At 70.1% G+C, this 23,821-nt stretch carries 19 protein-coding genes; 14 read left to right on the forward strand and 5 right to left on the reverse strand.

The window, feature by feature from the left end; genetic code table 11:
* The first annotated feature begins 104 nt into the window (after positions 1–104).
* Both sucC and sucD read left to right on the forward strand, forming a co-directional pair.
* On the forward strand, positions 105–1,271 hold the full coding sequence (gene sucC / locus IHD13_RS07280) for an ADP-forming succinate--CoA ligase subunit beta (RefSeq protein WP_195860375.1): 1,167 nt from the start codon (positions 105–107) through the stop codon (positions 1,269–1,271).
* Positions 1,271–2,143, forward strand: a complete 873-nt coding sequence (sucD, locus tag IHD13_RS07285; RefSeq protein WP_195860376.1) for a succinate--CoA ligase subunit alpha — start codon at positions 1,271–1,273, stop codon at positions 2,141–2,143. The genes sucC and sucD overlap by 1 nt, the downstream gene beginning before the upstream one ends.
* A gap of 157 nt (positions 2,144–2,300) precedes the next feature.
* Here the strand turns inward: sucD and siaD are convergent, their stop codons facing one another.
* The 5 genes from siaD to IHD13_RS07310 all read right to left on the reverse strand — a co-directional run bounded on the left by siaD (position 2,301) and on the right by IHD13_RS07310 (position 8,435).
* The gene (siaD, locus tag IHD13_RS07290) at positions 2,301–3,083 is read right to left on the reverse strand and encodes a biofilm regulation diguanylate cyclase SiaD (RefSeq protein ID WP_195860377.1); all 783 of its coding nucleotides are present in this window, start codon (positions 3,081–3,083) and stop codon (positions 2,301–2,303) included.
* Entirely contained in the window at positions 3,080–3,475 is a 396-nt protein-coding gene (siaC, locus tag IHD13_RS07295; protein WP_442786564.1) for a biofilm regulation phosphoprotein SiaC, read from the reverse strand. Before siaC ends, siaD begins: the two co-directional genes overlap by 4 nt.
* Before the next feature lie 8 nt (positions 3,476–3,483).
* Positions 3,484–4,017, reverse strand: a complete 534-nt coding sequence (gene siaB, locus IHD13_RS07300) for a biofilm regulation protein kinase SiaB (RefSeq protein WP_195860378.1) — start codon at positions 4,015–4,017, stop codon at positions 3,484–3,486.
* An 8-nt stretch (positions 4,018–4,025) separates the two neighbouring features.
* The gene (siaA, locus tag IHD13_RS07305; protein WP_195860379.1) at positions 4,026–6,101 is read right to left on the reverse strand and encodes a biofilm regulation protein phosphatase SiaA; all 2,076 of its coding nucleotides are present in this window, start codon (positions 6,099–6,101) and stop codon (positions 4,026–4,028) included.
* Between the two features lie 393 nt (positions 6,102–6,494).
* Positions 6,495–8,435: an exoribonuclease II gene (locus IHD13_RS07310; RefSeq protein WP_195860380.1), complete on the reverse strand. Its 1,941-nt coding sequence runs from the start codon at positions 8,433–8,435 to the stop codon at positions 6,495–6,497.
* A 278-nt stretch (positions 8,436–8,713) separates the two neighbouring features.
* Between IHD13_RS07310 and IHD13_RS07315 the strand changes: the two genes are divergently transcribed.
* The 12 genes from IHD13_RS07315 (at position 8,714) to IHD13_RS07370 (ending at position 23,777) form a co-directional block, all read left to right on the forward strand.
* Positions 8,714–9,448, forward strand: a complete 735-nt coding sequence (locus IHD13_RS07315) for a GntR family transcriptional regulator (protein WP_195860381.1) — start codon at positions 8,714–8,716, stop codon at positions 9,446–9,448.
* Between the two features lie 8 nt (positions 9,449–9,456).
* Positions 9,457–10,581 (forward strand): N-acetylglucosamine-6-phosphate deacetylase, encoded by a 1,125-nt coding sequence (gene nagA, locus IHD13_RS07320; protein ID WP_195860382.1) that lies wholly within the window; start codon positions 9,457–9,459, stop codon positions 10,579–10,581.
* Complete coding sequence (locus tag IHD13_RS07325) at positions 10,572–11,591, forward strand: SIS domain-containing protein (RefSeq protein WP_195860383.1); 1,020 nt, start codon at positions 10,572–10,574, stop codon at positions 11,589–11,591. The genes nagA and IHD13_RS07325 overlap by 10 nt, the downstream gene beginning before the upstream one ends.
* A 29-nt stretch (positions 11,592–11,620) precedes the next feature.
* Complete coding sequence (gene ptsP / locus IHD13_RS07330; protein ID WP_195860384.1) at positions 11,621–14,239, forward strand: phosphoenolpyruvate--protein phosphotransferase; 2,619 nt, start codon at positions 11,621–11,623, stop codon at positions 14,237–14,239.
* Positions 14,240–14,241: 2 nt separating this feature from the next.
* Positions 14,242–15,975: an N-acetylglucosamine-specific PTS transporter subunit IIBC gene (gene nagE / locus IHD13_RS07335; RefSeq protein WP_195860385.1), complete on the forward strand. Its 1,734-nt coding sequence runs from the start codon at positions 14,242–14,244 to the stop codon at positions 15,973–15,975.
* 191 nt (positions 15,976–16,166) lie between these two features.
* On the forward strand, positions 16,167–16,964 hold the full coding sequence (locus IHD13_RS07340; RefSeq protein ID WP_195860386.1) for a Cof-type HAD-IIB family hydrolase: 798 nt from the start codon (positions 16,167–16,169) through the stop codon (positions 16,962–16,964).
* A gap of 90 nt (positions 16,965–17,054) precedes the next feature.
* A complete protein-coding gene (locus IHD13_RS07345; protein WP_195860387.1) occupies positions 17,055–17,783 on the forward strand; it encodes a response regulator in 729 nt (242 codons plus the stop codon).
* Position 17,784: 1 nt separating this feature from the next.
* On the forward strand, positions 17,785–19,272 hold the full coding sequence (locus tag IHD13_RS07350) for an ATP-binding protein (RefSeq protein WP_195860388.1): 1,488 nt from the start codon (positions 17,785–17,787) through the stop codon (positions 19,270–19,272).
* 158 nt (positions 19,273–19,430) lie between these two features.
* Complete coding sequence (locus IHD13_RS07355; RefSeq protein ID WP_195860389.1) at positions 19,431–20,714, forward strand: ABC transporter substrate-binding protein; 1,284 nt, start codon at positions 19,431–19,433, stop codon at positions 20,712–20,714.
* A gap of 95 nt (positions 20,715–20,809) precedes the next feature.
* Complete coding sequence (locus tag IHD13_RS07360) at positions 20,810–21,745, forward strand: carbohydrate ABC transporter permease (RefSeq protein WP_195860390.1); 936 nt, start codon at positions 20,810–20,812, stop codon at positions 21,743–21,745.
* On the forward strand, positions 21,738–22,616 hold the full coding sequence (locus IHD13_RS07365) for a carbohydrate ABC transporter permease (RefSeq protein ID WP_195860391.1): 879 nt from the start codon (positions 21,738–21,740) through the stop codon (positions 22,614–22,616). The genes IHD13_RS07360 and IHD13_RS07365 overlap by 8 nt, the downstream gene beginning before the upstream one ends.
* Before the next feature lie 42 nt (positions 22,617–22,658).
* Positions 22,659–23,777 (forward strand): ABC transporter ATP-binding protein, encoded by a 1,119-nt coding sequence (locus tag IHD13_RS07370; protein ID WP_195860392.1) that lies wholly within the window; start codon positions 22,659–22,661, stop codon positions 23,775–23,777.
* The last annotated feature ends 44 nt before the right edge of the window (positions 23,778–23,821 follow it).

Below are 23,821 nucleotides of genomic sequence, written 5' to 3' on the forward strand. Positions count from 1 at the left end.
CGCCCGGCGATGTATCGGGCGCGATCGGTGGTGATCCGATGCCTCGCCGTGAGGCGCGTCACCGGATCACCGTTCGAGTCACATGCAACCAATGGCATGACACGATGAACCTTCACGAGTATCAGGGCAAACAGCTGTTTGCCGACTATGGTCTGCCGGTGTCCAAGGGCTTCGCCGTGGACACTCCCGAAGAAGCCGCCGAGGCCTGCAAGAAGATCGGTGGCGACATGTGGGTCGTCAAGGCCCAGGTGCACGCCGGTGGCCGCGGTAAGGCCGGTGGCGTCAAGCTGATCAAGGATCCGGCCGAGGCCAAGGCCTTCGCCGAGCAGTGGCTGGGCAAGAACCTGGTGACCTACCAGACCGACGCCAACGGTCAGCCGGTGGCCAAGATCCTGGTCGAGAACTGCACCGATATCGCCTCCGAGCTCTACCTGGGCGCCGTGGTCGACCGTACCACCCGTCGCGTGGTCTTCATGGCCTCCACCGAAGGCGGCGTGGAGATCGAGAAGGTCGCCGAGGAGACCCCCGAGAAGATCCTCAAGGCCGAGATCGACCCGCTGGTCGGCGCTCAGCCCTACCAGGCCCGTGAGCTGGCCTTCGCCCTGGGCCTGTCCGGCAACCAGGTGAAGCAGTTCACCAAGATCTTCCTGGGTCTCTCCAAGCTGTTCCACGACAAGGATCTGGCGCTGCTCGAGATCAACCCGCTGGTGATCACCGAGGAAGGCAACCTGCACTGCCTCGACGCCAAGATCAACCTGGACAGCAACGCCCTCTATCGCCACCCGGACCTGCAGGCGATGCGCGATCCCTCCCAGGAGGACGCTCGCGAGGCCGAGGCGGCCGAGTGGGAACTGAACTACGTGGCCCTGGACGGCAACATCGGCTGCATGGTCAACGGCGCTGGCCTGGCCATGGGCACCATGGACATCGTCAACCTGAACGGCGGCAAGCCGGCCAACTTCCTGGACGTGGGCGGCGGCGCCACCAAGGAGCGGGTCGCCGAGGCGTTCAAGCTGATCCTCTCCGACGACAACGTCAAGGCGGTGCTGGTCAACATCTTCGGCGGCATCGTGCGCTGTGACATGATCGCCGAGGGCATCATCGGTGCCGTCGAGCAGGTCGGTGTCAACGTGCCGGTCGTGGTGCGCCTGGAAGGCACCAACGCCGAGCTGGGTGCCGAGAAGCTGGCCTCCAGCGGTCTGAACATCATCGCTGCGACCAGCCTGAGCGACGCCGCTCAGCAGGTGGTCAAGGCAGCGGAGGGCAAGTAATGAGCATCCTGATCGACAAGAGCACCAAGGTCATCTGCCAGGGCTTCACCGGCGGCCAGGGGACCTTCCACTCCGAACAGGCGATCGCCTACGGCACCCAGATGGTCGGCGGCGTGACTCCGGGCAAGGGTGGCCAGACCCACCTGGGCCTGCCGGTGTTCAACACCGTCAAGGAAGCCGTGGAAGCCACCGGCGCCGAGGCCAGCGTGATCTACGTGCCGGCCCCGTTCTGCAAGGACTCCATCCTGGAAGCCGCCAACGGCGGCATCAAGCTGATCGTCTGCATCACCGAGGGCATCCCCACCCTCGACATGCTCGACGCCAAGGTGAAGTGCGACGAGCTGGGCGTGCGCCTGATCGGCCCGAACTGCCCCGGCGTGATCACCCCGGGCGAGTGCAAGATCGGCATCATGCCGGGTCATATCCACCAGCCGGGCAAGGTGGGTATCGTCTCCCGCTCCGGCACCCTGACCTATGAAGCCGTCAAGCAGACCACCGACCACGGCTTCGGTCAGTCCACCTGCGTGGGCATCGGCGGCGACCCCATCCCGGGCTCCAACTTCATCGATATCCTCGAGATGTTCGAGAAGGACCCGCAGACCGAAGCCATCGTGATGATCGGTGAGATCGGCGGCACCGCCGAGGAAGAGGCGGCCGCCTACATCAAGGCCAACGTCTCCAAGCCGGTGGTCTCCTACATCGCCGGCGTGACCGCCCCTCCGGGCAAGCGCATGGGCCATGCGGGCGCCATCATCTCCGGCGGCAAGGGCACCGCGGACGAGAAGTTCGCCGCCCTGGAAGACGCCGGCGTCAAGACCGTGCGCTCCCTGGCGCACATCGGCGATGCCCTGAAGGAAGTGACCGGCTGGTAAGCCTGTCCCGCCTGCGGCGTAACGCAAAGGGCACCCCTCGGGGTGCCCTTTTTCGTAGGCGCCGGCATGTGCCGCGGGGAGCGGTTAGCCCGAGGCCAGCTGGCTGCGGTCGCGGCCGTCGCGCTTGGCTTCCAGCAGGGCCCTGGAGAGCGGCGCGCTAGCCCGAGGCCAGCTGGCTGCGGTCGCGGCCCTCGCGCTTGGCTTCGAGGAGCGCCTGGTCGGCCCGCTGTAGCGTCGCCAGGTAGGGTTCGCCATCCCGGTGCTCGCTGAGTCCGGCGCTCAGGGTGACCGAGAGCCACTGGTCGCCGCTGGGTACCCGCACCTGGGCCAGCCGGGCACGCAAGCGGTCGACGATGCGTGAGGCTTCTTCCAGGCCGGTATTGCCCAGCAGCAGCAGGAACTCCTCGCCGCCCCAGCGACCGCAGAGGTCATAGTCGCGCAGGCCCTGGCGCATGGTGCGGGTGATCGCGACCAGCAGTTCGTCGCCGACGTCGTGACCGTGGGCGTCATTGACCTGCTTGAAGTGGTCGATATCCAGCAGCGCCAGGGTATAGCGGCGCCCCTCCCGGTCGAGGCGCGCCAGGCGCTCGTCGATCAGGCGTCGATTGGGCAGCTCGGTGAGCGGGTCGTGATGCGCCTCCTGATGCAGGGCCTGGTTGCGCTCGCGCATCAGTGCCTGGTAGCGGTCGGAGATCCGCGACAGCTTCTTCTGCCGCTTCACGGCCCGCTCGTAGCGCTTCTCGGTGACCTGCTGGGCCTCCCGGGCCAGGGCCTGGTAGCGATCGGAGATGGCCATCAGCCGGTCCAGTTGCTCCTGCTGGTCGCGGTGCTGCAGGTAGAGGGCCTCCAGGGCCTCGCGCAGGGGGTGTTCGGCATGCCGGGGCTCGGCGAGTAGCGCGGCGACTCGCTCCAGCAGCCCCTCCTCGCCCCGGGCCTTCATGCGCTCACCGGGGTCGGGGTGATGGCGAAGGGGTAGCTGCAGTCCTCCTTGAACTCTTCGGCGAGCTCGGCGATGCGCTCGTTGCGGGCATCATAGTGCCAGGTCACGGCGACCTGGCGGCCCTGCTCGTGGGCCTCTTCCAGCAGGTCGAAGATATCCATCATCGCCTTCACCGAGGAGGTGTTGAGGTAGACCAGGGTCAGCTCCAGGGTCAGGGGGCGCTGTGCTTCGTTCAAGAAGCCCTGCACCCAGGCGATCACCTGGTCGAAGAGGTCATAGGAGTTCTCCGGGTAGGAGTCGCCCTGCATGGTCAGCCGGCCGGCGGCCCAGTCGCTGTGGATGGTCGGGGTGGACTGACTGCCGGGAATGTCGAGGTCGGGAATCATGGTCATGGTGGGTATCAGATGGTGGCTGTCAGGCTAAAGAAGCTTTGCTGCGCGGACAAGGGCTGCAGCGAAGCGCGCATCGGCTGGCTCGACTTGCGGGCGATATCCAGCAGGCCCAGGCCGGCGCCGCTGGGCGAGGCCTCGTCCCGGGGCTGACGCAGTTGACGCTTGTAGGCGGCCTTGAGCTCGGCCTTGTCGAGCCCTCGCAGCCCTTCGATGGTGTCGACCAGGCGCTCGCCGTCGGGGGTCTCCACCAGGTTGCCCGCGGAGACCTGATAGCGTCCCTGGTCATCCTGGGAGACCACCACGGTGGCCGAGGCCTGCTCCTCGCCATAGCCCTGGCGGCGCGCATAGTGGCGGATGTTCTGGGTCATCTCGATATAGGCGGCGAAGACATCCATGGCCGCGGCGGGGGCGGTCTGCTGGGTGTCCAGGTAGTTGCGCAGCGCCTTGCCGATCTCCTCGATCAGGCTGCGCGAGATGGGGCCATTGAAGCACAGCATGACCCGATCACGCTGATAGCTTTCCCGCATGCTCAATAGATCCATGGAGGCTCCTAATCTGGTTGGGCGTCTGTCGGCGAGTGGGACGCCGGGCCCGCGGCGGGCTCGGCACGAAAGGCCAGCAGGGTGATGTCGTCGCGCTGGGGCAGCTCGCCTTGGTAGGCCGAGAGGGCCGCCTCGAAGGCGCGCATCTGTTCGGCCAGGGGGCGCTTGGCCTGATCCTTGAGCAGGGCCTCGAAGCGTGGGTTGCCGAAGCCGAAGCCGTGGCTGCCGCCGGCCTGGTCGAGGAAGCCGTCACTGCACAGGTAGTAGCTGTGGTCTGCGTCGATGGCCAGGGTCTGGTTCACATAGTGGCCCGGCCGGCGGTGGCCGATGGCGCGCTTGTTGGCCGGCAGGCGGGTCAGGGACTCCCCGTCGCTGGCGTAGAGGTCGATCTTGGCGCCGGCATAGGTGAGCCGCTCGCGCCGGGGATCGACCCACACCAGGCCCAGGTCCATATTGGTGGCGATGGAGGAGGGCAGGCGTTCGGCGGGCAGCAGCTCGCGGCCGCGATGGTCGATCTCGGTGAGCAGGGCGGCGGGGTCATCGGCGCTATGCCGGGCGATGGCCTGGTCGATCAGGGCCCGGGCGAGCATGGTCATCATGGCCCCGGGCACGCCGTGGCCGGCGCAGTCCACCACCCCCAGCAGGTAACCGTGGCCCGTGGCGCGAAACACGTAGAAGTCGCCGCCCACGGTGTCCCGGGGCTTCCACAGCACCCCGTAGTGGTGGGCCAGGTGCCGCTCCAGCTGGTTGTCCGGCAGGATGGCGCGCTGGATGATGCTGGCGTACTGGATGGAGTCGCCGAGCTGCTGGTGGGCGGCGGCCATCTCCGCGTGGGCCGCCTCCAGGTCCCGGGTGCGCTCGCGCACCTGGCCTTCCAGGTCACGGGTATAGCGTTCCACCTGGTTGGCCATGCGCGAGAAGGCCTGGGAGAGGGTGCCGATCTCGTCGTCGCGGCCGGTGGGTAGCCGCGGGCTGTAGTCGCCGCCGGCGATGGCCTGGGCCGAGAGGGTCAGGCGCCGCAGGGGGCGCAGGATCAGACGGTGGGTGGCATAGGCGAAGGCCCCCATCAGGGTGGCCAGGATCAATCCCAGGGCCGCCACCATGGGCCAGAACCAGCGGCTATCGAGGAGCGGGTAGGCACTGAGATCCAGGGCCGTGACCAGCAGCCAGCGCAGCTCGGGAATGTAGCCCAGGGTCAGCAGGCGGGGCTCGCCCTCCAGGCTGGTCTCCAGGGTGGCAATCTCGCCGGGCCGCCGGGTGGTCTGCTGGATGGCGGCACGCAGGGCCTCGCGCTGGGCCGGCGTTTCCAGCATGGCGTAGAGGCCGTGGTCGCCATCCAGGGTCTGGGAGAGGTTGACGGAGCTCAGGGCGATCCGCTCGGGGTCGGCGTGGGCCTGGAGCGCACCACGGCTATCGATGATCATCGGCGTGATGCCCGCCGGGGCCGAGCGGATAAAGCGGTCGAGGAAGTCGCTGAGATCGATGCTGCCGCCGGCCAGGCCCAGTGGCTCGCCGGCGTCCATGACCTTGATATTGAGCCAGATCATGGTGCGATCCAGGGCTCGGTCGACGTTGACGTTGATATTGTGGGTGGCGCGGCTCGCCATGGTGGCGAAGTACCAGGCATCCTCCTCGCGCTGCGGCGAGAGGCGGTAGGCGGGGCGCCTCTCCCGGGGCCCTTGCCCATTGCTGGCGTCGCCATCGCCAACGGCGCCGTCGCTGAAATAGTAGTCGCCGCTGGCGTGCTCGACGATAAAGAAGGCGCCGCTGGTGAACTGCTGGCGATAGCCCTCCGCCTCGCGGAAGAAACGCTCGCGGCGCTCGGGGTCGTCCGGGGCGCGCAGCCATTCGCGGGTGACGATGGAGTCGGCGAAGCGCCGGGAGAGTGCCAGCTCACGGCTCAGGGGGGCCATGATGCGCTGCATCTGCAGCAGGGTGTACTGCTCGGCATAGGCGCTGGCGAAGTGTCGCCGTACCTCGTCCACGGCCTTCCAGCCGATCAGTGCCGCCGGCAGCAGGGCCAGCAGACAGGCGAAGAGAAGCGTAACCACGGACTTGCCGCGCAGGCCGAGAAGCGCCGCCATAGAGTGAGATCCCTGCTCGTTGGACGCCCCCTCGCTGGGACGGCCCCGGTTATCATCGTTATGCGGCTTACTCTGCCATAAAGTGATGTTACGAGCGAGTCACGGGAAGTGACACCGCTCAACAAAAAGGCCCCGGAGTCAAACTCCAGGGCCTAGGGTTATCGCAGTTTGTGATGTCCCCATCGAGTCTTGGGGCGCCTGAGGGCAGGCTGTCGCGGGGCGCTGTGAACCCATCCCTGGGCGCTACTTTTGCCCTGCTTCGCTCTCGCATCCTGCTCCGCTAGCAGGGCCGGTGCTGGCCATCCCTGGCCAGCCCGTTCGGAGCCGTGCTCCTCACCCCTGGCAAAAAACCCCCGCTCCATCCTGCCCCCAGCACCTTCAGTCACTAACTGGTTACTCGCTGGGGCGGGCCACCAGGGAGCGGGTCTCCTCCCGGGCCTCGGTCAGGGCGACCCGAACCGGATCGCCGAGCTTGTAGCGTTCTTCCCCTTCGATCTGAATGCGCCCTTCCTTGTCGTCGATGGCCACCTTGTCCCGATCGCTGTGGATCAGCGGCGCCGGCACGAAGGCGGTGGCGCCGTTGGCGGTGAGGCGCACCCGCATGCCGCCGCGGTTGATGGCGATCACCTCGGCGTCGAAGGCCTCCTGGGCCTTGGCGGCGGGGGTCAGGTAACGCACATAGAGCCAGTCCTTGACGTCCCGCTCGGCCATGCGGTTGAGGCGACGCCGCTCGGTGAGCTGCTCGGTGAGCTCGAGGCTCGCCTCGGCGGGGGCCTGTTCGCCCTTGAGCACCCGCTTGATCAGCCGGTGGTTGACCATATCGCCATACTTGCGGATCGGCGAGGTCCAGGTGGCGTAGGCGGGCAGCCCCAGGCCGAAGTGGGGGCCAGGCTTGGCGGACATGCTGGTGAAACCCTGGAAGCGGCGCAGGCGGGCGTCCAGCCAGGCATCGTCGCGGCCTTCCAGCTCGCGCTTGAGCTCCGTGTAGCGGGAGAGCTCGGTGAGGGCTTCCCGCTCCACCTGGATTTCCTGGCTGGCCAGGAACTCCTGGGCGGCCTCGGCCTTGTCGTCCTCGAAGGCGCGGTGCACGTTGAAGATGCCGTGGCCCACGTGCTGAGCCAGCAGGTCGGCGCAGCAGGCGTTGGCAACGATCATCGACTCTTCGATCATGCGGTTGGCGATGCGCCGTTCCTCGGTGCGGATATCCAGCACATTGCCTGCCTCGTCGAGATCGAAGACATAGTCGGGACGATCCTTGAACACCAGGGCATGCTTGGCGCGCCAGGCGCTGCGTGCCTCGGTCAGGTCGCGCAGCGCCTGGAGCTGCTCGGCGATGGCGTCCTCCGGGGCCCAGTCGCCCTGGCCCTCCAGCCAGTCGGAGACCCGGTCGTAGACCAGCTTGGCCCGGGAGGTGGCGGTGGCGGCGAAGAAGCGGTAATCGCCGAGGCTGCCGTCGGCCTGGACGGTCAGGGTGCAGGCCAGCACCGGGCGCTCCTGGCCCTCCCACAGGGAGCAGAGGTCATCGGCCAGTTGCTCGGGGAGCATGGTGACGTTCTGGCCCGGCAGGTAGACGGTGAAGGCGCGGGTGCGCGCCTCGAGATCCGCCGCATGGCCCTCTTCCACATAGGCGGTGGGGTCGGCGATGGCCACCGTCAGGTCCCAGCCACCGTCCTCCCGGACCCGGATGCGCAGGGCGTCGTCCATGTCCCGGGTCTTCTCGCCGTCGATGGTGAAGAAGGGCTCGGCGGTGAGGTCCTCGCGCTCGAGGCCCTCGTCGCGCAGCGGCCAGTCGCTGCCGGCGTCCGGGCACTCCTGCTCCAGGGCGTGGCGGGCCAGGGTCACCCGCCAGGGCACCGCCGGGTTATCGGCCTTGGCCACCAGCTCGTCGATCTGGGTGAAGAAGCCACGATCGCTCTCCTTGAGCGGGTGGCGCACCAGGCGCGCCACGACCCAGTCGCCGTCGCCGATGCTCTCCTCGTCGAGGCTGCGCTTGATGCGCGCCTTGAGAACATTCTTGATGGAGGGATGATCCGGCACCACCGCCAGGCGCCCCTCGCGCTTCTGCACCCGGGCGATAAAGCGCTCCAGGCCCTGCTCGATCAGGGTGTCGGGTTCGACGCTCTTCTTCTCACCCTCCTCGTGGAGGACGGCCTCCACCCGGTCGCCATGCAGCACCTGCTTCATGGCGGGGGGCGGCACGAAGTAGGAGTCGCCGTCGTCGGTCTCCAGGAAGCCGAAGCCCTTGTCGGTGGCTTTGATCACGCCCTCCACGCGGGGCGTCGTGGAGCGGATCTGTTGCTTGAGCTGAGCAAGCAGGGCGTTGTTCTGCAGCATCGGACACTTTCTGGTGGCGGGGTGAGAGGCTGCCACTATACGGATTCCCGCCCGTGGCGCCAATCGCGCGCCTCCTGAAGTTCGCTTTGGCCCTGGTTTCTCAAGAGCCTGCGCTTCCTCGACCGGGCGCCTACGCCAGAGAGACGGCGCCGAGGCGCTTCCGGCAAGGGGGCCCTATGCCACCAAGGTCGTAGAGAAGTGGTATTTGATTGGTATCAATGTGGGTCTATAGTGGTATTAGATTGGTATGGCTACTGCCCCCAGACAGGGAGAGACCCATGGACCCACGCTTCACCCAGCTGCGCCTCGACCCCCAGGGCGCGACGCCCCTCTACCAGCAGCTGGCCCGCCAGCTGGAGCAGGCCATCGAGACCGGCGCCTGGCAGGCCGGCGAGGCGCTGCCCTCGGAGCGCAACCTGGCCGAGAGCCTGGAGGTGTCGCGGATCACCGCCCGCAAGGCCCTGGATCGCCTGGCCGAGCTGGGGCTGATCCGCCGCAGCCGCGGCTCCGGCACCTTTATTACCCCGCGCCTCAACCAGTCCCTGTCGCGGCTCTCCAGCTTCACCGAGCTGCTCACCCAGCGCGGCTTCACCCCCAGCTCCCACTGGCTGGCGCGCGGCCTGGCCAACCCCAGCGTGGAGGAGGGCATGCGCCTGGGCCTGGGCGCCGATGCCCGGGTGGCGCGCCTCAAGCGCCTGCGCCTGGCCGACGACGTGGTGATGGCGGTGGAGGAGAGCTGCCTGCCGGCATCGGTGCTGCCCGATCCCCGGGCGGTGGAGACCTCCCTCTACGCGGTGCTGGAGGCCAGCGGCAAGCGGGTGGCCCGGGCCCTGCAACACGTCACCGCCATCAATGCCGACGCCGAGCTGGCGGCCCTGGCCGAGGTGCCCGAAGGCCAGGCGCTGCTCAAGGTGACGCGCCTGGGCTATCTGGCCGATGGCACCCCGGCGGAACTCACCGTCACCTACTGCCGCACCGACTACTACGACTTTATGGTCGAGCTGACCCGCTAGGAGGCCCCATGCTGTACGGCAATATCCTCACCCCCGAGGGCTGGCGCCTGGGGGAACTCCACTGGGACGGCGGGCGCATCACCCGCATCAGTGGCGAGCCGGTGGACCCCGACACCAACGACCATCCGCGGCTGCTGCCCGGCTTCGTCGACCTGCATGTGCATGGCGGCGGCGGCGCCGACACCATGGAGGGGGGCGCGGCCCTGGCCACCCTGGCGCGTACCCATGTGCGCTTCGGCACCACCCGGCTGCTGGCCACCACCATGACCGCCCCGGACGCCGAGATTCGCCGGGTGCTGGGCGAGATCGCCGCCTATATGGCCGACCCGGACCCCCGGGCCGCGGGGGTGCTGGGGGTGCACCTGGAGGGGCCCTACATCAACCCCGGCAAGCTCGGCGCCCAGCCGGCCCATGCCCGCAGCGGCCTGATCGAGGAAGTGGACGAGCTCTGCGCCCTGGCGCCGATCCGCCTGGTCACCCTGGCCCCGGAGCTGGCCGGCCACCACGCCCTGATTCGCCACCTCAGCGAGCGCGGCGTACGGGTCCAGCTGGGTCACACCCTGGGCAGCTACGAGGAGGGGGTCGAGGCCCTGGCCCATGGCGCCTGCGGCTTCACCCACCTGTTCAATGCCATGACCGGCCTGCACCATCGCAAGCCGGGCATGGTCGGCGCGGCCCTGGCCCATGCCCAGTACGCCGAGCTGATTCCCGACCTGCTGCATGTGCACCCCGGGGCCATCCGCACCGCCCTGCGCTGCATCCCCAACCTCTATGCGGTCACCGACTCCACCGCCGCCGCCGGCATGCCCGACGGCGATTACCGGCTGGGCGAGCAGACCGTCACCAAGTGCCTGGGCGGGGTGCGCCTGGCCGACGGCACCCTGGCCGGCAGCACCCTGACCATGGACCAGGCGCTGCGCAATTTCGTCGGCCTGGGGCTCTCCCTGGCCGAGGCCTCGGACCGCCTGTCGCGCTTCCCCGCCGACTTCCTCGGTCTCGACGAGATCGGTCGCCTGGCGGAGGGCGCCCTGGCCGACCTGGTGGTCCTCGACCCCCAACTCCAACTCCAAGCGGTCTTCGTCGAGGGCCGCCCCGTCTGTGGAAACCTCCAAGGAGCCCCGTCATGTCCCTGATGCTCGAAGAAGCCCGCAACGCCCCGGAGCGCATCCGCGGCCAGCTGCAACGCAACCAGGCCCTGCTCGCCGAGCTGGGCGAGCGCCTGCGCACCGCGGAGCCCGCCGCGGCGGTCACCGTCGCCCGGGGCAGTTCCGATCACGCCGCCAGCTACTTCGCCTACCAGTGCATGAAGCGTCGCGGCATCCCGGTGGCCTCCCTGCCGCCCTCGCTGACCACCCTGGCCAAGGCGCCCTGGCGCCTCACCGGCCAACTGGCCCTGGCGGTCTCCCAGTCGGGACAGAGCCCCGACCTGGTGGCCACCCAGCAGGCCCTGGCCGCCGCCGGTGCCCGCACCCTGGCCCTGGTCAACACCCCCCAGTCGCCCCTGGGCGCGGCCAGCGACACCGAGATTCCCCTCTATGCCGGGGAGGAGAAGAGCGTAGCCGCCACCAAGAGCTACCTGGCCACCCTCTCCGCCATGGCCCAGCTGATCGGCCACTGGCAGGAGGATCGCGGCCTGCTCACCGCCCTGGATGACCTGCCCGAGCGCCTGACCCGGGCCCTGGCGATGGACTGGTCACCGGCCATCGAGGCCCTGACGGGTGCCGACAAGCTGATGGTGATCGGTCGCGGCGCCGGCCTCGCCGTGGCCCAGGAGGCGGCGCTGAAGTTCAAGGAGACCTGTGCCATCCAGGCCGAGCCCTTCAGCGGCGCCGAGGTGCGTCACGGCCCCATGGCGCTGATCGGCCCCGGCTACCCGGTGCTGGTGTTCGCCCCGCCGGGACCGGAACAGGCCGGGCTGCTGGAACTGGCCGAGTGGCTCGAGGGCGTCGGCGCCCGGGTGCTGCTGGCCGCCGACGAGGGCGTGGCGCAGCGCCAATTGACCCTGGTGGATGCCGGCCACGAGGCCCTGCAGCCGCTCTCGGTGATCCAGAGCTTCTACGTCATGGTGGCCGGCCTGGCGGCGGCCCGGGGCAGCGACCCGGATCGTCCCCGGCACCTCAACAAGGTCACCTGCACCCTGTAACGCCTAACAATAATATCGGGAGTCCTCCCATGTCCGAATCCAGCCAAACCCTGACCCTGCTGGCCCCCGTGGCGGGGCTGGTGGTGCCCCTGGCCGCGGTGCCCGACCCGGTCTTCGCCGGCCAGGCCCTGGGCGAGGGCATCGCCCTCGATCCCCTCGGCGAGTGCCTGCACGCCCCCTGCGATGGCGAGGTGGTGCAGTGTGCCCGCACCCATCATGCCCTGACCCTGAGAACCGAGGCCGGGGTGGAGCTGTTGCTCCACCTGGGCCTGGATACCGTGGAACTCCAGGGGCAAGGCATCGAGCCCCTGGTGGCCGTGGGCGACCGGGTCCGCGCCGGCGACCCCCTGTGTCGCTTCGATGCCGACGCCCTGGCTCGGGGCGCCAGTGCCCTGATCACCCCCCTGGTGATCACCGAGGCCGGCGGCTGGCGGCTGCGTGAGCCGAGTCTCGCGGCCGGCGCCCGGGTCACCCTGGGCGAGCCGCTGCTGGTGCTGGAGGCGGCGGTGGCGGAAAGCCGCGAGACGCTGGCCGGTGGGCCCGAGGCCGACCGGCGCCTGACCCTGGCCCTGGCGGCGGGCCTGCACGCCCGCCCCGCGGCGCGGCTGCGGGCCATCGCCCGGGAGCATGGCGTTGCCCTGAGTGTGCATCTCGATCACGGGGCAGGGGAGAGCGATGGGGGCAGCGGCGAAAGCCCCGGCGCCAGCGCCGATAGCCTAAGCGCCCTGATGAACCTGGGCCTCACCGAGGGAGCGGCCCTGCGGTTGACCGCCCGGGGCGAGCGCGCCGAGGCGGCCCTGGACGCCGCCGAGGCCCTGCTCACCACCCCCGAGGCCGAGGCGCATCCCGCTCCCCAGCCTCAAGCGACACCGAACGAGGCACTGGGGGAGGGAGTCGAGGAGGGCGAGCTGGCCGGCCTGGTGGCCAGCCCCGGCCTGGCCCTGGGACCGCTGGTCGCCTATCGGCCGCCGCTGCCCGCCGTGCCCCATGACGGCGAGGGCGAGGCCGTGGAAGCACCACGACTGACCCAGGCGCTGACCCGGGTCGGCGAGGCCCTGGCCCGGGACGAGGCCGAGGCGACTCGCGCCGGTCAGACCGCCGAGGCGGAGATCTTCGCCGCCCATGGCGCCTGGCTGGCGGACCCGGACCTGGCGGCGGCGGCGGAGGAGCGCATCCGCGATGGACGCGGCGCCGGCCAGGCCTGGCGAGAGGCCCTGGACGCCGAAGCCGAGCGCCTCACCGCCACCGGCAACGCCCTGCTGGCCGCCCGGGTCGCCGACCTGCGCGACCTGCAGCGGCGGGTGATGACGGAACTGAGCGACGCAGCGGTGCCCGGCCTGCCCGAGCTTCCCGAGAATGCCCTGCTGGTGGCCGAGGAGCTGACCCCCTCGGAGCTGGTGGCGGTGGCCGCCCGGCGCCCCGCCGGGCTCTGCCTGGCCGGCGGCGGCACCACCTCCCATGTGGCCATCCTGGCCCGGGCCCGGGGCATCCCCTGCCTGGTGGCCATGGGGCCGGGCCTGCTGGCGGCCCTCGATAACACCCCGAGCGAGGCGGCCATCCTGGATGCCGAGCGCGGTCGCCTGGTGCCGGCGCCGAGCGAGGCCCAGGTGGTCGAGGTGACCGCGCGGCTCGAGGCCCGCCGCCGCGAGGCCGAGGCGGCCCGGGCGGCGGCCTTCGAGCCCGCCATCACCCAGGATGGCCGCGAGGTCGAGGTATGCGCCAATATCGGCGGCGCCGAGGAGGCGCGCCTGGCCGCGGAGGCCGGCGCCGATGGGGTGGGGCTGCTGCGCAGCGAATTCCTCTTCCTGGAGCGCGACAGCGCCCCCGACGAGGCCACCCAGCGCGACGAATACCAGGCCGCCCTGGCGGCCCTGAACGGCAAGCCGGTGATCATCCGCACCCTGGATATCGGCGCCGACAAGCAGCTCCCCTACCTGCGCCTGCCGGCGGTGCCCAACCCGGCGCTGGGCGTGCGCGGGGCCCGCCTCTGGGCCAGTCACCCCGAGCTGCTGGAGACCCAGCTGCGGGCCCTGCTCGGCGTCACGCCCCTCGATGCCCTGCATATCATGCTGCCTATGGTCAGCGAGGCCGGCGAGCTGCGCCAGGTGCGCCAGCGCCTGGAGGCCATCGCCTCCGAGCTTGGCCTCGCCGCGCGGCCGCGGCTGGGCGCCATGATCGAGGTGCCCAGCGCCGCCCTCTGTGCCGCAAGCCTCGCCGCCGAGGCGGACTTCCTCTCCATCGGCACCAACGACCTGACCCAGTACACCCTGGCCATGGATCGCGAGGACCCGGCCCTGACCGCCCGGGCCGACGTGCTGCACCCGGCGGTGCTGCGGCTGATCCAGGCCACGGTGGCCGGCGCCAAGGGACGCTGCCCGGTGGGGGTGTGCGGCGCCGCCGCCGGCGACGACCTGGCCGCGCCCCTGCTGGTGGCGCTGGGCGTCGACGAACTCTCCGTGGAGCCGGCCCGGGTGCCGGCGGTGAAGGCCGCCCTGCGGCGCCTGGACGCCGCCGCCCTGGCCGCCGAGCTGCCCGAGCTGCTGGCCCTTCCTGATGCGGCCGCGGTGCGCGAGCGCCTCGCGGCCTGGCTGGCCCGGACCGACGCGACCCCCGACACAACAACGACAACGACCCTCGAGAGGTGCTGAGAATGACTACCCTGACCCTGGGATCCCGCCTGATGGGCGGGCTACAGCGGCTCGGCCGCTCCCTGATGCTGCCCATCGCGGTGCTGCCCATCGCCGGCCTGCTGCTGCGCCTGGGCCAGCCCGACCTGCTGGATATCGCCTTTATCGCCAGTGCCGGCGAGGCGATCTTCGCCAACCTGGCGCTGATCTTCGCCATCGGCCTGGCGGTGGGCTTCGCCGATGACAACAACGGCGCCGCCGGCCTGGCCGGGGTGATCGGCTACCTGGTGCTGGATGCGGTGCTCACCGCCCTCAACCCGGAGATCAACATGGGGGTGCTGGCCGGCATCATCATCGGCTGCGTGGCGGGGCTGCTCTACAACCGCTACAAGGCGATCGCGCTGCCGGAGTACCTGGCCTTCTTCGGCGGACGGCGCTTCGTGCCCATCGCCACCGGCCTGGCCGCGGTGGCCCTGGGGGTCGCATTCGGGGTGATCTGGCCGCCGATCCAGCACGGCATCGACGCCCTCGGCCAGTGGCTGATCGACGCCGGCGAGCTGGGGCTCTTCGTCTACGGGGTGCTCAACCGCCTGCTGATCGTCACCGGCCTGCACCATGTGCTCAATAGCCTGGTGTGGTTCGTCTTCGGCAGCTTCGAGGCGGCCTCCGGGGTGGTGGCCAGCGGCGACCTCAACCGCTTCTTCGCCGGCGACCCTGCCGCAGGGCGTTTCATGGCGGGCTTCTTCCCGGTGATGATGTTCGGCCTGCCGGCGGCGGCCCTGGCCATGTACCACGCCGCGCCCAAGGGACGCCGCGCCCAGGTGGGTGGCCTCTTGCTGTCCCTGGCGCTGACCGCCTTCCTGACCGGGGTCACCGAGCCCATCGAGTTCACCTTCATGTTCCTGGCGCCGCTGCTCTATGGCCTGCACGCGGTGCTGACCGGCGTCTCCATGGCGCTGTTGCACTGGCTCGACGTCAAGCTCGGCTTCACCTTCTCCGCCGGCGCCTTCGACTTCGCCCTCTCCTATGGGCTCTCCACCAATGGCTGGCTGATGCTGCCGGTGGGCCTGGCCTACTTCGCCCTCTACTACACGGTGTTCCGCTGGGCCATCCTGCGCTTCGACCTGCCCACCCCGGGCCGTGAGCCGGAAACCGCGGCGCCTGCGGCCACCCAGGCCAGCGGCGAGCGGGGCCCGGCCTTCGTTGCCGCCCTGGGCGGGGCGGGCAACCTCACCAGCGTCGGCGCCTGCACCACCCGGCTGCGCCTGGTACTGGAGCACCCCGAGGCGATCGACGAGGCGGCCCTCAAGGCCCTGGGTTCCCGGGGCCTCCTGCGCCTGCAGGGCGGCGGCCTCCAGGTGATCCTCGGTCCCATCGCGGATGGGGTGGCGGACGAGATCCGTGCCGCCATGGCCGCCCAGGGCACCGCGCCCGTGGCCGCCTCCGCACCGACGCCCGAGGCCACAGCCACTGAGGCCACCACTGAGGCCACGGTGCCCGAGGCGACGACCCAGGCCCTCGATCCCCAGGCGCGCCAGGCCTGGCATCGGGCCCTGGGCGGCGAGGGCAATCTGCGCAGCGTCACGGCGGTGGCCGCCACCCGGCTGCGCCTGGAGCTGGCGGATACCCAGGCCCTGGACGAGGCGGCCCTGGCCGGCCTCGGCGCCCAGGCGGTCCAGCGCCTGGAGCAGGGCGTGATCCATGTGCTGCTGGGCGAACGGGCCGCCGCCGTGGCCCGAGGCCTGGGCGACGCCTAAGCCAGCTTACCCCCGACGACCGGCCCCGATCACTCGGGGCCGGTCGTTTTGTTTTGGTCTTTCCACCAGGGTAGCCCCGTGCCTCCAGCAGCAGTTGGGACTAGCTGCGATAACTTACCCAGCCCCGTTGCGACTAGGAGCCGCCGGGGTGAATCGGTTAAGCTGAGGCGCCCTGATTCCGGGAGCCCCCCATGACCCCACGCCTGATCGTCTCCGACCTGGATGGCACCCTGCTGGGCGCCGACCATGACCTGGCCCCGCGTACCGTCGAGGTGCTGCGGGCCCTGGCCGAGCGGGGCCACCACCTGGCCTTCGCCTCCGGGCGCCATTACCAGGACATGCTGGCCTACCGGGATCGGCTCGGGGTGCCGGTGCACCTGATCAGCACCAACGGCGCCTATCTCCACGATCCGGCGGGACGCCTGCTGGCGGCCCGCCACCTGGACGCGGCCCGGGCCCGGGCGCTGATTGCCCTGGAGCGCCCCGCCGAGGTGCGCCTCAACCTCTACCGGGACGACGACTGGCTGATCGACGCCGAGGCGCCGCGCCTGCTGGCGCTGCATGCCGCCACCGGCTTCGGCTATCGGGTGGTGGCGCCCGATGCCCTGGACGGCGAACGGGTGGGCAAGGTGCTCTATATCGGCGACCCGGACCACCTGGCGCGCCTCGAGGCCCAGGCGCGGGCGCACCATGGCGAGGCCCTGCATATCACCTATTCCACCGCCAATGCCCTGGAGATCATGGCCGGCGGGGTCAACAAGGGCACCGCCCTGACGGCCCTGCTCGAGCGCCTGGGACTGACCCCCGGGGCCTGCCTGGCCTTCGGCGACAACCTCAACGACACCGAGATGCTCGGCCTCGCCGGCGAGGCCCAGGTGATGGCCAATGCCCATCCGGCGCTGGCCGGCCGGGTGCCCGAGGCGCGGCGCATCGGGCATCACGGCGAGGCGGCGGTGGCCGAATGGCTCAGTGAGCGCTTCGCTCTCTGAGGCTGCGACCATGGTCGCACGCGCCTTGTCGCCACCCTGGCCCTCGCCCATGATCGAGACTCCCTCACCCCTGATCGCGGGATGCCCGCCATGACGACGACGCCTGTCACCCTGATCGTGGTCGATGACGACCCCGAGATCCGTGAACTGCTGGCCGACTACCTGGGTCGCCACGGCTACCGGGCCCTGACCGCCGAGGACGGCGAGGCCCTGCGTGCCCTGCTGGCCCGGGAGACCCCGGACCTGCTGATCGTCGACCTGATGCTGCCCGGCGACGATGGCTTCACGATCTGTCGCGAGCTGCGCCGCGACAGCGAGGTGCCGATCATCATGCTCACCGCCAGCGCCGACGAGACCGATCGCATCCTCGGCCTGGAGCTGGGCGCCGACGACTACCTGGGCAAGCCCTTCAACCCCCGGGAGCTGCTGGCGCGCATCAAGGCGGTGCTGCGTCGCACCCGGGCGACGGTGGCGCCTCCGGTCACCGCGGCTCAGGCGCGGCTGGTGGCCTTCGGCGACTGGCGCCTGGACCGGGTGAGCCGGGAGCTGATCGACGCCGGGGAGGCGCGTATCGCCCTCTCCGGGGCCGACTTCCAGCTGCTGCAGGTGTTCCTCGATCACCCCGAGGAGGTGCTCTCCCGGGAGGCGCTCTTCGAGCTGACCCGGGGGCGCCCCGCGCCGCCCCTGGATCGCTCCATCGATGTCCATGTCTGCCGGCTGCGCCAGCGCCTGGGGGAGGACGCCCAGCACTCCCAGCTGATTCGCACCGTGCGCGGCGCCGGCTATGTGCTGGCCACCCGGGTCGAGGTGCTCGCCTAGGATGGGGGAGGCGCTCGGTCCCTGGTATCGCCCCTGGCGTCGCCTGCGCCGCACCCTGGCCCGGGGGCTGCCGCGCTCGCTGCGCGGTCGCTTCGTGCTGATCATGATCACCGGGGTGCTCAGCGCCCAGTTGGCCAGCTACGCCATCTGGACCGCCCAGGCCCGGGCCAGCCAGCTCGAGCAGCTCGACGAGCTCTCCCGCAACGTGGCCTACAGCGTCGCCTCCACGGTGCGCTTCTTCCGCTCCCTGCCCCGCGACTACCGGCATATCGTCCTGGACCAGCTGCGCGACATGGGCGGGACCCGCTTCTTCGTCAGCATCAACGACCATCGCATCCCGGTGGAGGAGATCGGCCGCGGCCCCGAGCAGGCCCTGGTGGTGGACAACTTCCGGCGGGTGCTGGAGGAGGAGCTGGGCATTCGCGAGGCCCGGGTGGAGTTCTCCCGCCCCGAGACCCTGCGCTTGCTCAACAACCAGGTACTGCTCCACGACCTGCCGCCCCGCTGGGGCCAGCACAGCCTGCTGATGGAGCCCTTGTCGCCGCCGATCCTGGTGGTGCAGATGGCCCTGGGGCCGGAGGAGTGGCTCTATGTGGCGACCCTGCTGCCGGTGCCGGAGCTCTTCGCCGGGCGCCACTGGCTGGCTGAGGATCGCCTCTTCGCGGTGCTGATCGTGCTGCTCACCGTGGTGGGGCTCTCCTGGCTGGGCATCCGCAGCGTGACCCGGCCCCTGGCGCGGCTGGCCCGGGCCGCCCGCCAGCTGGGCGATGACCTGGATGCCCCGCCCCTGCCGGAGCGGGGCCCCCGGGAGACCCGCGAGACCACCCAGGCCTTCAACCGCATGCAGGAGCGGATCCGTGGCCAGCTGGAGGAGCGCGAGCGGCTCTTCTCGGCGATCTCCCACGACCTCAAGACCCCGATTACCCGGATGCGGTTGCGCGCCGAGATGCTCGACGATCCCCACCAGCGGGAACGCTTCTGTGCCTCCCTGGACGAGCTGGACCTGCTGGTCAAGGGGGCGCTGGCCTCGGTGAAGGGGCTCGACCTCCACGAGGAGGTGGTGGCGGTGGACGTGGTGGCGCTGCTGGAAGGGCTCGCCGCCGAACTGCACCTGCAGGGCGGCGAGGTGAGCCTGGCAGGCACGGCGGCGCCGCTGGCGGCCAAGCCCCTGGCCCTGAAGCGCGGCCTGGGAAACCTGCTGGAGAACGCCATCTTCTATGGTGGTCGGGTCGAGGTGTGCCTGGTGGACGGTCCCGAGGCGCTGGAGATCACCCTCCGCGACCACGGCCCGGGGATCCCCGAGGCGCAGCTCGAGCGGGTCTTCGAACCCTTCGTGCGCCTGGAGCCCTCGCGCAGCCGTAACACCGGTGGCAGCGGCCTGGGGCTTGGGATCGCCCGGCATATCGTCCACGCCCTGGGGGGTAGCCTGAGGCTCGCCAACCATCCCGACGGCGGCCTGGTGGTCAGGCTGCGCTTGCCCCGGGCGTGACCCTGAAGGCCGGTGGCTCGGGCGATGTATTACAAGCGTGAAATAATACCGCAAGACTTTGCAGCATTAGGTAACCCCACCCGGGGGCGGGCCTGGAGTAGCGTGTCGATAACCGCTCCCAGAGGCGGTGCGATACGATAACAACAAGGAGACACGCTATGCCCGCATCCGTTCGATTCCGTTCCGTTATGCCGCGTCCCACCCTGCTCGGCCTCGCCGTGGCCGGGGCCCTGGGCGCCTCCGCCGCGACCCAGGCCGGCGAGGTGGAGGTGCTGCACTGGTGGACCTCCGGCGGCGAGGCCCAGGCGGCCTCGGTGCTCAAGGAGCTGGTGGAGGCCGAGGGCCACGCCTGGCAGGACTTCGCCGTGGCCGGCGGCGGCGGCGAGACCGCCATGACCGTGCTCAAGTCCCGGGCCATGTCCGGCAACCCGCCCTCGGCGGCCCAGATCAAGGGGCCCGAGATCCAGGAGTGGGGGGAGCTGGGGCTGCTCGGCGAGCTGGACGAGGTGGCCGAGGCGGCGGCCTGGGACAGCCTGCTGCCGCCTCGGGTGGCGGAGATCATGCGCCACGATGGCCACTATGTGGCGGTGCCGGTGAACGTCCACCGGGTCAACTGGCTATGGGGCAACCCCGAGGTGCTGGCCGCCGCCGGCGTCGAGATGCCGACCAGTTTCGACGAGCTGTTCGACGCCGCCGAGGCGATCCGTGCCGCGGGCCATGTGCCCCTGGCCCACGGCGGCCAGCCCTGGCAGGACGCCACTCTCTTCGAGACGGTGGTGCTGGCGGAGGGGGGCGAGGACTTCTACCGGCGCGCCCTGGTGGAGCTCGACCCCGAGGCCCTGGGCAGCGACACCATGATCCAGGCCCTGACCACCTTCAAGCGCCTGCGCGAGCTGATGGACGAGGGCATGCCGGGGCGCGACTGGAACGTGGCCACCGCCATGGTGATCAACGGCGTGGCCGCCATGCAGCTGATGGGCGACTGGGCCAAGGGCGAGTTCACCGCCGCCGGCCTCGCCGCCGGCGAGGAGTACCTCTGCGCCCCGGCGCCGGGCACCGAGTCGGCCTTCACCTTCAATATCGACAGCCTGGCCATGTTCCGGGTCACCGAGGCCGCCGACCTGGCCGCCCAGCACGACCTGGCACGGCTGGTGCTGGAGCCCACCTTCCAGGAGACCTTCAACCTGGCCAAGGGCTCGATTCCCGCCCGCACCGACCTGGACATGAGTGCCTTCGACGCCTGCGCCCAGGCCTCCATGGCCGACTTCCAGGCGGCCGCCGACAACGGTGGCCTGGTGCCCAGCATGGCCCATGGCATGGCGGTACGCGCCGATGTCCAGGGGGCCCTCTTCGATATCGTCACCAACTACTTCAACAGCAGCGGCATGAGCGCCGAGCAGGCGGCGGAGCGGCTGGTTCGCGCCGCCCAGGCCACCTACTAGGCCTGAGTCAGTCTGCTCGACTCCCGGAGGCGGCGCCTGCCGCCTCTCCCTGCCCGCGGCGGGTTCGCCCGCCGCCGACGTCAACGGTGACTCCCATGCCCCTATCGCTTTCGACCTCCCGGGAGGTCGGGCGGCCCGCGGCCGCCCGACCGACCCCGGCGGCGCGCCTCCAGGCCTGGCTGCCGCGCCTGGTGCTGGCCCCCTCGGCGGCCGTCTCCCTGTGTTTCGTCTACGGCTTCATGCTGTGGACCTTCGTGCTCTCCCTGACCAACTCGCGGATGCTGCCCAGCTACGACTTCGTCGGCTTCGCCCAGTATGCGCGGCTGATGGCCAACGACCGCTGGTGGGTGGCCTCCACCAACCTGGTGCTCTTCGGCGGCCTCTTTATCGCCATCTGCCTGGTGCTGGGGGCCCTGCTGGCGATCCTGCTCGACCAGCGCATCCGCCAGGAGGGGGCCCTGCGCACCCTCTACCTCTATCCCATGGCGCTCTCCTTTATCGTCACCGGGGTGGCCTGGAAGTGGCTGCTCAACCCCAGCCTGGGGCTGGAGGCCATGGTGCGTGGCTGGGGCTTCGAGGGCTTTCGCTTCGACTGGCTGGTGAACCCGGACATGGCGGTCTACACCCTGGTGATCGCCGCGGTCTGGCAGGCCTCCGGCTTCGTCATGGCGCTCTTCCTGGCCGGGCTGCGCGGCATCGACGACAGCATCATCAAGGCCGCCCAGCTCGATGGCGCCAGCCTGCCGCGGATCTACTGGCGGGTGGTCCTGCCCTGCCTGCGCCCGGTGGTGTTCAGCGCGGTGATGATCCTCGCCCATATCGCCATCAAGAGCTTCGACCTGGTGGTGGCGCTGACCGGCGGCGGCCCCGGCTACGCCTCGGACCTGCCCGCCACCTTCATGTACGCCCACGCCTTCAACCGCGCCCAGATCGGCCTGGGCTCCGCCAGCGCCATGCTGATGCTGGGCGGCGTGCTGGCGATCCTGGTGCCCTACCTCTATTCGGAACTGAGGAGTCGCAAGCATGGCTAACGTGATCCGTCGCCAGACGCCCCTGGCCCGGCTGGGCCGAATGGCCCTCTATGCCACCCTGATCCTGGCCGCGCTCTTCTACCTGCTGCCCCTGGTGGTGATGCTGCTCACCTCCATCAAGCCCCTGGAGGAGATCCGTGCCGGCAGCCTGCTGGCGCTGCCCCTGGCGCCGACCCTGGAGCCCTGGGCCAAGGCCTGGGGGGAGGCCTGCACCGGGATGCGCTGCGAGGGCATCGGTGGCTACTTCTGGAACTCCTTCGCCATCGTGATCCCGGCGGTGCTGATCTCCACCCTGATAGGGGCGCTCAACGGCTATGCCCTGACCCAGTGGCGCTTCAAGGGCTCGGAGCTGCTCTTCGCGCTGATGCTCTTCGGCTGCTTCATCCCCTTCCAGGTGGTGCTGCTGCCCATGGCCCAGACCCTGGGCTGGCTGGGCCTGGCCAGCTCCCGGGCGGGGCTGATCCTGGTGCATGTGGTGTTCGGCATCGCCTTCACCACCCTGTTCTTCCGCAACTTCTACGTGGCGGTGCCGCGGGAGCTGGTGGCCGCGGCCAAGCTGGACGGGGCGGGCTTCTTTCGCATCTTCTGGCGCATCCTGCTGCCGGTGTCGGCGCCGATCCTGGTGGTCTCGGTGATCTGGCAGTTCACCCAGATCTGGAACGACTTCCTGTTCGGGGTGGCCTTCTCGGGGCACGACACCCAGCCGGTGACGGTGGCCCTCAACAACCTGGTCAACACCTCCACCGGGGTCAAGGAGTACAACGTGGACATGGCCGCCGCCATGATCGCCGCCCTGCCGACCCTGGTGGTCTATGTGCTGGCCGGCAAGTATTTCGTGCGCGGGCTGACCGCCGGCTCCGTCAAGGGCTAGGTCCAAGAACCCAAGACAACAATTAATAACGAGGTAATCGCCATGTCGGCACTGGAAATCAACGAGGTTCGCAAGACCTTCGGCAACACCGAGGTGCTCAAGGAGGTCAGCCTGGCCATCGAATCGGGGGAGTTCCTGATCCTGGTGGGCCCCTCCGGCTGCGGCAAGTCGACGCTGATGAACGCCATCGCCGGCCTCGAGCCGGTCACTTCCGGGGAGATCCGCATCGCCGGGCGCGACGTCACCTGGTGTACCCCGGCGGAGCGGGACATCGCCATGGTGTTCCAGTCCTACGCCCTCTACCCCAGCATGACGGTGCGCCAGAACATCGCCTTCGGCCTGGAGATGCGCAAGATGCCCCGGGGCGAGCGGGAGGCGGCGGTGGAGCGGGTCGCCGATCTGCTGCAGATCTCCCACCTGCTCGAGCGCAAGCCGTCGCAGCTCTCCGGCGGCCAGCGCCAGCGGGTGGCCATGGGCCGCGCCCTGGCCCGGGAGCCCCAGGTCTATCTCTTCGACGAGCCGCTCTCCAACCTGGATGCCAAGCTGCGGGTGGACATGCGCACCGAGATCAAGAAGCTCCATCAGCGCCTCGGCACCACCATCGTCTATGTCACCCACGACCAGATCGAGGCGATGACCCTGGCCGACCGCATCGCCGTGATGCGCGACGGCGAGATCCTCCAGCTGGGTACCCCGGAGGCGATCTACAACGACCCGGTCAATCGCTTCGTGGCGGAGTTCATGGGCTCGCCGTCGATGAACCTGATCGAGGCCACCCTGGAGGGCGACGCGGGGCAGGGCTACCGGTTGCGGATCGCCACCCCCGGGGAGGACGATCTCTGCCTGCCCTGGCCGAGGCCCACCGAGGCCCTGGCCTCGCGAGTAGGCCAGCGGGTGCTGCTGGGCCTGCGCCCCGAGCATTTCGCCGAGCATGACGCGCGCCTCGACGAGGCGGCTCAGGGGGCGCCCTTCAGCGCGCGGGTCTCGGTGGCCGAGCCCACCGGGGCGGATATCCTGTTGCGACTGCCCCTGGGGACGGGGGAGGTCACCGCCCGGGTGGGGCCCCGCTGTCCGGCGGTGCCCGGCGAGCGCCTGGCGCTGCGCATCGACCTGGAGCGGGCGGTGCTCTTCGATGGCGAGAGCGAGCAACGCCTGGCGTGATCAGAATGGGGGATCTGACGAAGAGGGATAGCGCCGCCCTTGGC

Source organism: Halomonas sp. 328 (assembly GCF_015645095.1).
Taxonomy (GTDB): domain Bacteria; phylum Pseudomonadota; class Gammaproteobacteria; order Pseudomonadales; family Halomonadaceae; genus Bisbaumannia.

Bases quoted from the DNA above. Each gene is read 5' to 3' on its own strand.
- sucC (WP_195860375.1), top strand. From the start codon at position 105: ATGAACCTTCACGAGTATCAGGGCAAACAGCTGTTTGCCGACTATGGT.
- sucD (WP_195860376.1), top strand. From the start codon at position 1,271: ATGAGCATCCTGATCGACAAGAGCACCAAGGTCATCTGCCAGGGCTTC.
- siaD (WP_195860377.1), bottom strand. From the start codon at position 3,083: ATGAAGGCCCGGGGCGAGGAGGGGCTGCTGGAGCGAGTCGCCGCGCTA.
- siaC (WP_442786564.1), bottom strand. From the start codon at position 3,475: ATGACCATGATTCCCGACCTCGACATTCCCGGCAGTCAGTCCACCCCG.
- siaB (WP_195860378.1), bottom strand. From the start codon at position 4,017: ATGGATCTATTGAGCATGCGGGAAAGCTATCAGCGTGATCGGGTCATG.
- siaA (WP_195860379.1), bottom strand. From the start codon at position 6,101: ATGGCGGCGCTTCTCGGCCTGCGCGGCAAGTCCGTGGTTACGCTTCTC.
- IHD13_RS07310 (WP_195860380.1), bottom strand. From the start codon at position 8,435: ATGCTGCAGAACAACGCCCTGCTTGCTCAGCTCAAGCAACAGATCCGC.
- IHD13_RS07315 (WP_195860381.1), top strand. From the start codon at position 8,714: ATGGACCCACGCTTCACCCAGCTGCGCCTCGACCCCCAGGGCGCGACG.
- nagA (WP_195860382.1), top strand. From the start codon at position 9,457: ATGCTGTACGGCAATATCCTCACCCCCGAGGGCTGGCGCCTGGGGGAA.
- IHD13_RS07325 (WP_195860383.1), top strand. From the start codon at position 10,572: ATGTCCCTGATGCTCGAAGAAGCCCGCAACGCCCCGGAGCGCATCCGC.
- ptsP (WP_195860384.1), top strand. From the start codon at position 11,621: ATGTCCGAATCCAGCCAAACCCTGACCCTGCTGGCCCCCGTGGCGGGG.
- nagE (WP_195860385.1), top strand. From the start codon at position 14,242: ATGACTACCCTGACCCTGGGATCCCGCCTGATGGGCGGGCTACAGCGG.
- IHD13_RS07340 (WP_195860386.1), top strand. From the start codon at position 16,167: ATGACCCCACGCCTGATCGTCTCCGACCTGGATGGCACCCTGCTGGGC.
- IHD13_RS07345 (WP_195860387.1), top strand. From the start codon at position 17,055: ATGACGACGACGCCTGTCACCCTGATCGTGGTCGATGACGACCCCGAG.
- IHD13_RS07350 (WP_195860388.1), top strand. From the start codon at position 17,785: ATGGGGGAGGCGCTCGGTCCCTGGTATCGCCCCTGGCGTCGCCTGCGC.
- IHD13_RS07355 (WP_195860389.1), top strand. From the start codon at position 19,431: ATGCCCGCATCCGTTCGATTCCGTTCCGTTATGCCGCGTCCCACCCTG.
- IHD13_RS07360 (WP_195860390.1), top strand. From the start codon at position 20,810: ATGCCCCTATCGCTTTCGACCTCCCGGGAGGTCGGGCGGCCCGCGGCC.
- IHD13_RS07365 (WP_195860391.1), top strand. From the start codon at position 21,738: ATGGCTAACGTGATCCGTCGCCAGACGCCCCTGGCCCGGCTGGGCCGA.
- IHD13_RS07370 (WP_195860392.1), top strand. From the start codon at position 22,659: ATGTCGGCACTGGAAATCAACGAGGTTCGCAAGACCTTCGGCAACACC.